The organism is Paraburkholderia sp. MM6662-R1 (genome assembly GCF_050436245.1).
GTDB classification, from domain to species: domain Bacteria; phylum Pseudomonadota; class Gammaproteobacteria; order Burkholderiales; family Burkholderiaceae; genus Paraburkholderia; species Paraburkholderia tuberum.
In genome coordinates, this window is sequence record NZ_JBNDLV010000004.1 from 2,658,209 (window position 1) to 2,671,038 (window position 12,830).

Genomic DNA, 12,830 nt, shown 5'->3' on the forward strand with positions numbered 1-12,830 from the left:
GTTTCTCTGCTGCAGACGCAGCGACGCAAACGAAGCGGTGCCGGGTAGTGGTGGTTCAGGCGCGGCGGGTTTGGCGGACCGATCTTTAAAAACTAACAGTCGATAAGTGTGGGCGCTTGATGCGGAATGCGGCGGCGGATTCTCCGGAGTCTGCTGTCAGGCAGAAGTATCAGAAGCCTCACACAGTATTAGAGGAAGGTTTGTCTGTCGAAAGACGGATCAATCATCGTCAGTACGTTGAGTGAGCGACCGGGTTCGAGAGAGCCCGAACACAGTAACAGGTTTGAACTGAAGAGTTTGATCCTGGCTCAGATTGAACGCTGGCGGCATGCCTTACACATGCAAGTCGAACGGCAGCACGGACTTCGGTCTGGTGGCGAGTGGCGAACGGGTGAGTAATACATCGGAACGTGTCCTGGAGTGGGGGATAGCCCGGCGAAAGCCGGATTAATACCGCATGCGCTCGGGAGAGGAAAGCGGGGGATCTTTCGGGACCTCGCGCTCAAGGGGCGGCCGATGGCAGATTAGGTAGTTGGTGGGGTAAAGGCCTACCAAGCCGACGATCTGTAGCTGGTCTGAGAGGACGACCAGCCACACTGGGACTGAGACACGGCCCAGACTCCTACGGGAGGCAGCAGTGGGGAATTTTGGACAATGGGCGCAAGCCTGATCCAGCAATGCCGCGTGTGTGAAGAAGGCCTTCGGGTTGTAAAGCACTTTTGTCCGGAAAGAAAACCTTGTGGCTAATATCCGTGAGGGATGACGGTACCGGAAGAATAAGCACCGGCTAACTACGTGCCAGCAGCCGCGGTAATACGTAGGGTGCGAGCGTTAATCGGAATTACTGGGCGTAAAGCGTGCGCAGGCGGTGCTGTAAGACCGATGTGAAATCCCCGGGCTTAACCTGGGAACTGCATTGGTGACTGCAGCGCTGGAGTATGGCAGAGGGGGGTGGAATTCCACGTGTAGCAGTGAAATGCGTAGAGATGTGGAGGAACACCGATGGCGAAGGCAGCCCCCTGGGCCAATACTGACGCTCATGCACGAAAGCGTGGGGAGCAAACAGGATTAGATACCCTGGTAGTCCACGCCCTAAACGATGTCAACTGGTTGTCGGGCCTTCATTGGCTTGGTAACGTAGCTAACGCGTGAAGTTGACCGCCTGGGGAGTACGGTCGCAAGATTAAAACTCAAAGGAATTGACGGGGACCCGCACAAGCGGTGGATGATGTGGATTAATTCGATGCAACGCGAAAAACCTTACCTACCCTTGACATGTATGGAATCCTGCCGAGAGGCGGGAGTGCCCGAAAGGGAGCCATAACACAGGTGCTGCATGGCTGTCGTCAGCTCGTGTCGTGAGATGTTGGGTTAAGTCCCGCAACGAGCGCAACCCTTGTCCCTAGTTGCTACGCAAGAGCACTCCAGGGAGACTGCCGGTGACAAACCGGAGGAAGGTGGGGATGACGTCAAGTCCTCATGGCCCTTATGGGTAGGGCTTCACACGTCATACAATGGTCGGAACAGAGGGTTGCCAAGCCGCGAGGTGGAGCCAATCCCAGAAAACCGATCGTAGTCCGGATCGCACTCTGCAACTCGGGTGCGTGAAGCTGGAATCGCTAGTAATCGCGGATCAGCATGCCGCGGTGAATACGTTCCCGGGTCTTGTACACACCGCCCGTCACACCATGGGAGTGGGTTTTACCAGAAGTGGCTAGTCTAACCGCAAGGAGGACGGTCACCACGGTAGGATTCATGACTGGGGTGAAGTCGTAACAAGGTAGCCGTATCGGAAGGTGCGGCTGGATCACCTCCTTTCCAGAGCTGTGCATTCATTGCACTCAAGTGCTCACGCTTATCGGCTGTGGTTAGAAGAAACGCAGGCAGGCTCAGGGGTCTGTAGCTCAGCCGGTTAGAGCACCGTCTTGATAAGGCGGGGGTCGATGGTTCGAATCCATCCAGACCCACCAGTGTCTTGTCTGGTGAGCTGAAGGGCTGGGGCCGCTGGAGTATCTGTGAGACTGGGGGATTAGCTCAGCTGGGAGAGCACCTGCTTTGCAAGCAGGGGGTCGTCGGTTCGATCCCGTCATCCTCCACCAATCCTCAATGCCAAGGGTTCAGCACGAAGTGATGCTGAGTACTTTGCATTGGCGATTGAGCCAGTCAGAGCGGTATGAGGCACAGGCTTCATACCGGCTGCCGTTCTTTAACAATCAGGAAGAAGTAGTAAAGAGATTCACGAAAGGCACCTGGAGATGGGTGCGGAGTAGGTGAATCAGGGTTGTGATTGTATCGATGTATTTTAAAGGTGATCGAAAGATTGCTTTGGAATACGGCGCAACACGAATACTCAACCTGTAGCGAGTGCGTCTATCCCCTGCGGGGATGGGACCCACGTAAGCGCTAAAGCGCTAGCGTGGGTCGACACAGAGACACACCCGTTATAGGGTCAAGCGAACAAGTGCATGTGGTGGATGCCTTGGCGATCACAGGCGATGAAGGACGCGGTAGCCTGCGAAAAGCTCCGGGGAGCTGGCAAACGAGCATTGATCCGGAGATGTCCGAATGGGGAAACCCACTCCTAATGGAGTATCCGTAGCTGAATCCATAGGCTGCGTGAGGCGAACGCGGTGAACTGAAACATCTAAGTAACCGCAGGAAAAGAAATCAACCGAGATTCCCAGAGTAGTGGCGAGCGAAATGGGATCAGCCGGTACACGTTATCTGTATTGTTAGTCGAACGCTCTGGAAAGTGCGGCCATAGCAGGTGATAGCCCTGTAGACGAAAACAGCATGGAAGAACTGGGTGTACGAGAAGTAGGGCGGGACACGTGAAATCCTGTCTGAAGATGGGGGGACCATCCTCCAAGGCTAAATACTCGTGATCGACCGATAGTGAACCAGTACCGTGAGGGAAAGGCGAAAAGAACCCCGGGAGGGGAGTGAAACAGATCCTGAAACCGCATGCATACAAACAGTCGGAGCCTCTGCGAAGGGGTGACGGCGTACCTTTTGTATAATGGGTCAGCGACTTACATTCAGTGGCGAGCTTAACCGATTAGGGCAGGCGTAGCGAAAGCGAGTCCGAACAGGGCGTCCAGTCGCTGGGTGTAGACCCGAAACCAGGTGATCTATCCATGGCCAGGTTGAAGGCACGGTAACACGTGCTGGAGGACCGAACCCACTAACGTTGAAAAGTTAGGGGATGAGCTGTGGATAGGGGTGAAAGGCTAAACAAACCTGGAAATAGCTGGTTCTCTCCGAAAACTATTTAGGTAGTGCCTCGTGTATCACCTTCGGGGGTAGAGCACTGTCATGGTTGTGGGGTCCATTGCGGATTACTACGCCATAGCAAACTCCGAATACCGAAGAGTGCAATCACGGGAGACAGACATCGGGTGCTAACGTCCGGTGTCAAGAGGGAAACAACCCAGACCGCCAGCTAAGGTCCCCAAATATGGCTAAGTGGGAAACGAAGTGGGAAGGCTAAAACAGTCAGGAGGTTGGCTTAGAAGCAGCCACCCTTTAAAGAAAGCGTAATAGCTCACTGATCGAGTCGTCCTGCGCGGAAGATGTAACGGGGCTAAGCCATATACCGAAGCTGCGGATGCACAGTAATGTGCATGGTAGGAGAGCGTTCCGTAAGCCTGCGAAGGTGCACTGGAAAGTGTGCTGGAGGTATCGGAAGTGCGAATGCTGACATGAGTAGCGATAAAGGGGGTGAAAGGCCCCCTCGCCGTAAGCCCAAGGTTTCCTACGCAACGTTCATCGGCGTAGGGTGAGTCGGCCCCTAAGGCGAGGCAGAAATGCGTAGCTGATGGGAAGCAGATTAATATTTCTGCACCATTGTGAAATGCGATGGGGGGACGGATCGCGGAAGGTTGTCCGGGTGTTGGAAGTCCCGGTCCTTGCATTGGAGAAGGCGCTTTGGCAAATCCGGGCGCAGAATTCAAGGGTGCGAGGCGAGCCACTTCGGTGGCGAAGCAACTGGAAGGGGTTCCAGGAAAAGCCTCTAAGCTTCAGTTTCACAGTGACCGTACCGCAAACCGACACAGGTGGGCGAGATGAGTATTCTAAGGCGCTTGAGAGAACTCGGGAGAAGGAACTCGGCAAATTGGTACCGTAACTTCGGGATAAGGTACGCCCTCATAGCCTGACTGGCCTGCGCCAGAAGGGTGAAAGGGTTGCAATAAACTGGTGGCTGCGACTGTTTAATAAAAACACAGCACTCTGCAAACACGAAAGTGGACGTATAGGGTGTGACGCCTGCCCGGTGCCGGAAGATTAAATGATGGGGTGCAAGCTCCTGATTGAAGTCCCGGTAAACGGCGGCCGTAACTATAACGGTCCTAAGGTAGCGAAATTCCTTGTCGGGTAAGTTCCGACCTGCACGAATGGCGTAACGATGGCCACACTGTCTCCTCCCGAGACTCAGCGAAGTTGAAGTGTTTGTGATGATGCAATCTCCCCGCGGCTAGACGGAAAGACCCCATGAACCTTTACTGCAGCTTTGCATTGGACTTTGAACCGGTCTGTGTAGGATAGGTGGGAGGCTATGAAGTTGGGACGCCAGTCTCAATGGAGCCGTCCTTGAAATACCACCCTGATCTGTTTGAGGTTCTAACCTTGGCCCGTGATCCGGGTCGGGGACAGTGCATGGTAGGCAGTTTGACTGGGGCGGTCTCCTCCCAAAGTGTAACGGAGGAGTACGAAGGTACGCTAGGTACGGTCGGAAATCGTGCTGATAGTGCAATGGCATAAGCGTGCTTGACTGTGAGACTGACAAGTCGAACAGGTGCGAAAGCAGGTCATAGTGATCCGGTGGTTCTGTATGGAAGGGCCATCGCTCAACGGATAAAAGGTACTCTGGGGATAACAGGCTGATACCGCCCAAGAGTTCATATCGACGGCGGTGTTTGGCACCTCGATGTCGGCTCATCTCATCCTGGGGCTGTAGCCGGTCCCAAGGGTATGGCTGTTCGCCATTTAAAGAGGTACGTGAGCTGGGTTTAAAACGTCGTGAGACAGTTTGGTCCCTATCTGCCGTGGGCGCTGGATATTTGAAGGGGGCTGCTCCTAGTACGAGAGGACCGGAGTGGACGAACCTCTGGTGTACCGGTTGTCACGCCAGTGGCATCGCCGGGTAGCTATGTTCGGAAGAGATAACCGCTGAAAGCATCTAAGCGGGAAACTCGCCTTAAGATGAGATATCCCCGGGGCTTCGAGCCCCTTGAAGGGTCGTTCAAGACCAGGACGTTGATAGGTCAGGTGTGCACGTACAGTAATGTACTGAGCTAACTGATACTAATTGCCCGTAAGGCTTGATCCTATAACAGGTGTGTCTCGACCCGCGTGAGTGCTTCAGTACTTACGCGGGTCCGATCCCCGAAGGGGATTTGTGTGAACTCCCGCGGGAGCTCACAGAAACGCACGGTTGGGATTCAGTGTTGTGCCAGAAACAACACAACCCCCACACACTCGAATCCTTTACGCTTCTTCCCGATTGGCTGTGGCGCAACCGGTTGACTTCAACCCTGCGACGCAGCAACCCGTCATGCCTGATGACCATAGCGAGTCGGCCCCACCCCTTCCCATCCCGAACAGGACCGTGAAACGACTCCACGCCGATGATAGTGCGGATTGCCCGTGTGAAAGTAGGTAATCGTCAGGCTCCCCCCCCAGTCAGAAACCCCACCCGCCGCGGTGGGGTTTTTGCGTTTACGCGGCCGACTTTGCGCGCTTCACTACTTTCCGATCCGCAACGCATCCGCGTAACCCGTCAGTTCCAGATAGGCTCGCCCTACATCCGCATTCTGTTGACTCACCCGTACCGCGCCTTCCCAATACACGGCACCGGTCGACTGTCGTGAGTCGAGTTCCTGATCGTCCATCAGCGGATCGAGTTGCCATGTCAGCGTTCCCGCTCTAACCGTCATCGAGACCGGATACGAAGTATTCGTGTGCGGCGAGCGCCACATGCGACGCGGCGTGAAGTCGACTTCACCGGGGTCGAAATTCGTTGCCTGACCATCGGGTCTGCGAAGCGTCGCGTGGGCCCATATTGCATGTCCGTCGCGGCTACGGATCTTGAATGCCATTAGCGCCGAGCCGTCCGTCAAATTGGCGCCGAGCCAATCCCATCCGACCGCATTGGCGTCGAGCAACGTGCTCGACCACTCGTGATCGAGCCATGCGGTCCCCGTCACTGCTGCATCGCGCGTCGTGTCGTTTCCACCTCCGGCTGGGCGCACCACAGTGCCCGTCACGCGGAGTTGCGGTTCGCTGTAGTAATAGCTCGCCTGTTCGGGCCGCGGTCCTTTGCGCGAGTAACCGCGCTCGCCCTGAATCAGCGGAGGCTGCGTTGGCGCGAGTTGGAGGTGTAGCGAGAATCCGCTTGCATCGGCGGTGACGTCGTAGTGGCCGTCCGCGGCGCGAATCATTTTCCAGGCGTCGAGTTTGACGTCGGTGTTGGCGGTCTTCGCGTAGGCGAGCCCGAGACCCTGCCGAGCGATGCGTTGATCGTGAACGAGGTGTCCGATGGCCGGATCGCTCAGCGCAGCGTGCGCGATGATCAGTTGCGACGGGGCGAAATCGCTTGGATCGGCGGCATCGTGACCAGTCGCCGTACGGAAGAACGTGATCTGGAATCCGAGCGGTCGGTTGTCGGGCGTCGTGAGCCAGCCTGTCGCGTACCACCATTCGGTGCGGAAAGCCGGATGAGCACCGCTGTCCCGCGGAAACGAGATCGGATGGTCTGGCGTGACTGCCGCGAAGGCGACCGGGGCGGAACCAGTGGAGTCGCTACTAGCGGCGAAAGAGGGCGACACAGCGGCAATGCCAATCCAAAGTAGCCCTCGGAAAAAAAGCTGAAGGCGCCGCGGAGGTGACCCGCCGTGTCGGCGCGCGATGCACGTCGCGCAGCCATCAAGCGCAGAGCAAACCTCGCGAATGGCCGCGCTATCCCAGATCAACCGAATTTTCCACGCACGCCGCGCAACTGACATCACCAGTCCTCCTTCACCGCGCGCACTGCATCCACCGACACCGCACCGCGTCCCGCGACCACCGCCGTCGTACACGACAGCACCAGCATTACCAAGGCGACTGTGCCCAGCACGAACCACGGTACATGCAGCGACATGCTCCAGTGAAACGACTGTGGATTGACGACGAACACGAGAATCAGGCTGATCGCGAAACCAAGCGCGAAACCGAGCGCAATGCCGCATGCGGTGAGCAGACCGCCCTCCGAAGCGAGGATCGCGAGAATCTGCGCGCGCGTCACGCCGACGTGGCGCAACATCCCGAACTCACGGGCGCGCGCGAGCGTCTGCGCGGAAAACGTCGCTGCGACGCCGAACAATCCGATCACGATCGCCACCGCCTCGAGCAGATACGTGACCGCGAAACTGCGATCGAAGATCACCAGCGTGCGCGCACGGATCTCGCCCGGTTGCGACACCTCGAGCGAAGCGCCGAACGGCAGCGCCTTCAAACTTGCGACGACGCGTTCGACACTCACGCCCGGCTCGACGGTCACGGCGACATCGGTTGCGGTGGAGTCGCCGGTCAGCCGCCGATAATCGGCAAGCCGTATCTGGATCGCGCCGCTCTGTCGCGCGTAGTCGCGCCAGACGCCGGCTACGACGAACGTCTGGATATGCTCGCCGAGCGACAACCGCACACGTTGACCTAACTCATACCCATACAGGTCGATCATTGCTTCGGAGACCCAAATAGGTATGTCGCCGGCGCGAAGCGCGGACGGCGGCAGCACCGCGCCGGTCATCTGCAGAGTCGCGCCCGGATCGGTCGCGTCGATTTCGCGGGCGAGCAGCGCGACGTCCGGGCGCGCGGGATCGAGCGTCAGATGTGTGATGCGCGCGAACGCGGCGTTGCCGATGCCGGGCACCGTCGCGATGCGTGTCTGTTCGTCGGGCCGCAAGCCGCCACTGTCGCCGCTATTGCCACCCGACGCTACGCGCACGTACAGATCGGCGGACAGCAGATGCGTGATCCAGTCGTCGACAGACACGCGGAAGCTGGCCACCATGATCGCCATCGCGACGATCAGCGCGAAGCTCGACAGCACGCCGCCCATCGCGATCGACGCCTGCCCCGGCGCATTCGCGAGACGCGCAATCGCGAGCGTGCCCGTCGCGCCCGCGCGGCGTCGCGTGCCGCGCGCGCGGCCTGCCGCGCCGAATATCAGCGCGGTCACGCGCGGCATCAGCGCAATGCCGCCGACGAGCAGCAACGCGACCGCCAGATAACCGGCGATCGGCGCATCGAACCACGGCGGCACGCGCGTCAGCGCGGCGGCCGCCAGCAAACAGCCGAACGCCGGCCACGGCGTGGCGAGCCGCGCCAATGCGCTTTCCTCGGCACCGGCCTTGAGTGCCGGGGCAGGCCGTGCGCGCGCCGCGTCGATAGCGGGCGCTACGCTGCCCAACACCGACACCGCGACCCCAAGCGCGAGAAACACCACGCTCGCGAGCGGCTCGAAACCGACTCGCGGTTGCACGCCCGGAAAATAGCCGCCGCCGAGATCGCTGCCGAAGAAGCGCAGCGCACCGCTGGCCATCGCGTAGCCGAGCGCAAGTCCACACAACGAGCCGAGCAAGCCGAGCAGCGCGCCTTCAAGCAGGATCTGCCGCAATAGCTGAGCTCGCGTGAGCCCGAGCACGCGCAGCATCGCGAATTGCGATCGGCGTCGCACGACACCGAGTGCCTGAGTCGAAAACACGAGGAACGCGCCCGTGAACAGCGCGACCAGCGCGAGCACGTTCATGTTGATCCGGTAAGCACGCGACAGGCGATCGGTGCGGCTCTCAGTGTCGCGCGTCTCGGCGACTACCCATGTGCTGCCGAGCTGCTGTTGCAGATCGCGTTTGAAGCGTTGCCGATCGACGCCGCGTGCGAGTTGCACGTCAACGCGCGTCAGCTTGCCCACCTTGCCGAATCGCCATTGCGCGGCGGCGATGTCCATCACCGCGAGCCGTTGACCCGGCCGCGTGCGCACGAGCCCGCCCGCGACGCGCAGATGCAGATCCGACGTACCGATGCGTAGCGTGACGTCGTCGCCGGTCTTGACGTTCAGCCATTGCTGCGCGGCCGTCGACAGAAATATCGCATCGGAGGCGAGCGTGTCGAACGGGCGATCAGGCGAGGGCACGCCGATCAGATCGGGCGTGATCGACCTCGCCTTGAAGACGTCGATGCCGAGAACGGGCAGTGCACCGGTGCGGCCCGGCACCCCGACGTCGAGCGCGAGCACGGGACTCGCCAGCACCACGCCCGGTTCGTTGGCGAGTCGCGGATAGAGGGACTCGTCGACGAAAGGCTGCGCGCCGCGCACCTGCAGATCCGCTTCGCCTGACAGACTGCGCGCGGCCGCCGAGAATTCGTTGAAGGCGGCGCTGTTGATCAATTGCACCGCGTAGCCGAGCGCGACGCCTAGCGCGATCGTCGCGATGGCGACGAGTGCGCGTCCGCGATGACTGCGCCATTCCGCGACCATCAGCCAGCGCGCGAGAACACGATATCCCGGCGCGCGCGGCAGTGGACGAAGGTCAACGGCCATGGTGGGTCGAGCGGGCCGCGGCGTGCGCGACGTTCGCGGCCTTATCGCGCGCGCCATGCAAGTCGCCGTCGCTCAGGATCAACACGCGGTCGGCCACGGCGGCCGCGGCCTCGGAATGCGTGACCATGATCGTCGCCGCGCCGGTCGCCTTGCATTGCGCGCGGAACAGGCCGAGCACGTCGCGCGCGGTGGCAGGGTCGAGGTTGCCGGTCGGTTCGTCGGCGAGAAGCAGCGTCGGACGATGCACGAGTGCGCGTGCAATGGCTACACGCTGCAATTCGCCGCCGGAGAGATCGCGCGGAAAGTCGTCGCCGCGTCCGCCGAGGCCGACCGCCGCGAGCATGTCGAGCGCGGCGGCCGTCGGTAGATCATTGAGCAGCAGTGGCAGCGCGACGTTCTGCGCGAGCGTCAGATGCGGCAGCACGTGAAACGCCTGGAACACGAAGCCGAGCTTCTGGCGCCGCAGTCGCGTCGCGGCGTTGTCGTCGAGTTGTTCGACCGGGCGTCCGTCGATTAGCACGCTGCCGCTATCGGCGCGGTCGAGCCCGGCGATCAGGTTGAGCAATGTCGACTTGCCGACGCCCGAATCGCCCATGATCGCGACGAACTCGCCCGCAGCGAGTGTGAAGTCGAGCTGCGCGAGCACGATGCGGCCGGTGCCGTACCGCTTGCTCAGGCCGCGGCATTCGAGTGCGGGTACGACGTCGTCACGAAGCGCCATGCGAGGAGGTCCGGAAAAGGAGTCGGGCGAGGGGAGCCCGTTGCGCGAATTGAGTGTGCCTCGCCGCGCGAGTTTCTGCAGCAGTTACCATGGCGCGGCGCTGGTCTGTGTAAGGAAAACGGAAGATTCGTGCGCCTGGAGTGGAACATTTTCAGCGCACCTTGATCGAGGCGCGCGGCACCGCTAGCGACCTCCTCGCCGGTCGGCTTAGACCGCTCGCACAAAAATTTTTTTATCGCCGACGAGGCAAATTTTTGTTTGGTTGCCGCTCGTCCGCGGCCGTCAAAAAGCACTCGACAGCACGATCCGTTCCAGTCGAACCAGCCCCATAAACAGCGAATGCCTAACAGCGGCCAACCTCCGGCTAATTGCCAGCTTTTGCTGCCAAACTGCCAAGGCCTAACGACGCCTTTGTAACAATGTGCAAGCGCACATTTCGATCCATTTTGCAAGCGCCCACGTTGCAACAATGTATTGTGGCGCGGATTTCGCGGCTGTTGCGATGCAAAATTATTCTTATCTTGGTAATCTCCCACCCTTGGTCAGTCGGCTGCGGGTAAACGTGTAGCGGGAATCCCCGCCACGCGTCAATTTCAGCGAACTACAACTTACATTTCCATTTCAATGTCTGCTTGTTTCAGGGGGCGTTGACGCGGCGTTTTGTACTTCAAGTTTTGACAGAGCACATGCCATTGCCTCTCCTAAGTCTTCTCATCTGGATCCCCATCGTCGCCGGGTTCGTGGTTCTGCGCGCCGGGTCGGACGCGGCGCGTAATCGCACACGCTGGCTCGCGCTGATCGGCGCGGTGGCGGGTTTCTTGCCGGTGATCCCGCTCGTGGCGAGTTTCCGTAACGACGTGACCTCGATGCAGTTCGTCGAGAACGTCCGCTGGTCGCCGACGTTCGATATCGCATGGCATGTGGGAATCGACGGGATTTCGCTGTGGCTCGTCGCGCTGACCGCGCTGACGACGATCATCATCGTGATCGCATCGTGGGAGTCGATCACGCAGCGCACCGCGCAGTACTTCGGCGCGTTCCTGATGCTGTCGGGCTTCATGCAGGGTGTGTTCACGTCCCTCGACGGCATGATGTTCTTCATTGCGTTCGAGGCGACGCTGATCCCGCTGTATCTGCTGATCGGCACCTACGGTCACAAGAACCGCACGTATGCGGCGGTGAAGTTCTTCTTCGTGTCGTTCCTCGGCTCGCTGATGATGCTGATGTCGCTGCTCTATCTGTATAGCCTGACGCATAGCTTCGACCTCGCCGTGTGGCGCGAAGCGCACCTCGACATGGTGCCGCAGGCGCTGATCTTCCTCGGCTTCCTTGCCGCGTTCGGCGTGAAGGTGCCGATGTGGCCGCTGCACACGTGGCTGCCCGACGTGCACCTCGACGGCCCGACGGGCGCCGCGGTGATGATCGGCATGCTGAAGATCGGCGGCTACGGTCTGCTGCGTTTCGCGCTGCCGATCGCGCCGCAAGCGAGCCATTTCTTCGCGCCGATGATGATCACGCTGTCGCTCGTCGCGGTGATCTATTCGAGCCTGCTCGCACTCGTGCAGACCGACATGCGCCGCCTGCTCGCGTATTCGACGGTCGCGCATATGGGCCTCGTCACGCTCGGTCTGTTCGTTTTCAACCGCTTCGGCCAGTCCGGCGCAATCGTGCAGATGATCTCGTACGGCGTGGTGTCCGGCGCGATGCTGTTGTGCACCGGCATGCTCTACGACCGCACGAAATCCGCGTCGATCGCCGAATACGGCGGCGTCGCCAACACGATGCCGCGCTTTGCGGCTTTCGTGATGCTGTTCTCGATGGCCAACATCGGTCTGCCGGGCACGTCGGGTTTCGTCGGCGAATTCATGGTGCTGATGGGCGCGATCCGCTTCAACTTCTGGATCGGTGCGATCGCCGCGACCACCCTGATTCTGAGCGCGGCCTACACGCTGTGGATGTACAAGCGCGTGATCTTCGGTGCGATCGCCAACGCGCGCGTGGCGAAGCTGAAGGACCTCGGCAAGCGCGAGTTCGCGCTGCTCGGTGCGTTGGCGCTGCTGGTGCTCGCGATCGGTCTCGACCCGAAGCCGTTCACCGATGCGATCGATCCGTCGGTCACCACGCTGCTCGCGCAATCGGAACGCTCGGCGCTGCCTTCGGACTCCGTGCCGACGGAGGGCGGCGAGCGTCTGCAGGCAGCGGCGCCCGGACCGGTTCCCGTCGCCACGCAGACTCCGGGTTAAAAGAACAGAGCGCAAGAGTCGTTGTCGCATCCGCGCGTCAGGATGCGGCGACGCTCTTGCGCTTTTGCGCGTCGTTATCAATCCCTTTGTGAATGCATGCGTGTTGCAGTACGTCGAAAACCGCTGCGCGTCCAGCGATTTTTTAGCGCTTGTTTCAGGGGACTTTTGCGATGCGTTAGCTTTTCGATGCTTCGTTTCGAAGCGTCGCAAACGACGCTGGTGAATAGGGTGCGCGGGGAAATGCGGCAACGTGTCGCACTGCGTCGCGACGCAATAGTTCGTT

At 60.0% G+C, this 12,830-nt stretch carries 4 protein-coding genes, 2 tRNA genes and 3 rRNA genes; 6 read left to right on the forward strand and 3 right to left on the reverse strand.

Annotation, left to right across the window (positions count from 1 at the left end; all coding sequences use genetic code 11):
* Nucleotides 1-285 precede the first annotated feature (285 nt).
* The 5 genes from OKW39_RS42115 to rrf all read left to right on the forward strand — a co-directional run bounded on the left by OKW39_RS42115 (nt 286) and on the right by rrf (nt 5,671).
* Nucleotides 286-1,818, forward strand: a 16S ribosomal RNA gene (locus tag OKW39_RS42115).
* Between the two features lie 75 nt (nt 1,819-1,893).
* Nucleotides 1,894-1,970, forward strand: a tRNA-Ile gene (locus OKW39_RS42120).
* Between the two features lie 53 nt (nt 1,971-2,023).
* A tRNA-Ala gene (locus OKW39_RS42125) sits at nt 2,024-2,099 on the forward strand.
* Between the two features lie 348 nt (nt 2,100-2,447).
* A 23S ribosomal RNA gene (locus OKW39_RS42130) occupies nt 2,448-5,329 on the forward strand.
* Between the two features lie 228 nt (nt 5,330-5,557).
* Nucleotides 5,558-5,671, forward strand: a 5S ribosomal RNA gene (gene rrf / locus OKW39_RS42135).
* The 16S, 23S and 5S rRNA genes sit together here with 2 tRNA genes alongside, the layout of an rRNA operon.
* A 73-nt stretch (nt 5,672-5,744) precedes the next feature.
* Here rrf and OKW39_RS42140 read toward each other — a convergent pair.
* The 3 genes from OKW39_RS42140 to OKW39_RS42150 all read right to left on the reverse strand — a co-directional run bounded on the left by OKW39_RS42140 (nt 5,745) and on the right by OKW39_RS42150 (nt 10,304).
* Nucleotides 5,745-6,836, reverse strand: coding sequence for a lipocalin-like domain-containing protein (locus OKW39_RS42140; protein ID WP_429565510.1), 1,092 nt, complete (start codon nt 6,834-6,836; stop codon nt 5,745-5,747).
* A 167-nt stretch (nt 6,837-7,003) separates the two neighbouring features.
* Nucleotides 7,004-9,583, reverse strand: a complete 2,580-nt coding sequence (locus tag OKW39_RS42145; protein ID WP_429565381.1) for an FtsX-like permease family protein — start codon at nt 9,581-9,583, stop codon at nt 7,004-7,006.
* On the reverse strand, nt 9,573-10,304 hold the full coding sequence (locus OKW39_RS42150; RefSeq protein ID WP_090805906.1) for an ABC transporter ATP-binding protein: 732 nt from the start codon (nt 10,302-10,304) through the stop codon (nt 9,573-9,575). The genes OKW39_RS42145 and OKW39_RS42150 overlap by 11 nt, the downstream gene beginning before the upstream one ends.
* A 686-nt stretch (nt 10,305-10,990) precedes the next feature.
* Between OKW39_RS42150 and OKW39_RS42155 the strand changes: the two genes are divergently transcribed.
* On the forward strand, nt 10,991-12,547 hold the full coding sequence (locus OKW39_RS42155) for an NADH-quinone oxidoreductase subunit M (protein WP_429565382.1): 1,557 nt from the start codon (nt 10,991-10,993) through the stop codon (nt 12,545-12,547).
* Nucleotides 12,548-12,830: the final 283 nt, after the last annotated feature.

Bases quoted from the DNA above. Each gene is read 5' to 3' on its own strand.
- OKW39_RS42150 (WP_090805906.1), bottom strand. From the start codon at position 10,304: ATGGCGCTTCGTGACGACGTCGTACCCGCACTCGAATGCCGCGGCCTG.
- OKW39_RS42145 (WP_429565381.1), bottom strand. From the start codon at position 9,583: ATGGCCGTTGACCTTCGTCCACTGCCGCGCGCGCCGGGATATCGTGTT.
- OKW39_RS42155 (WP_429565382.1), top strand. From the start codon at position 10,991: ATGCCATTGCCTCTCCTAAGTCTTCTCATCTGGATCCCCATCGTCGCC.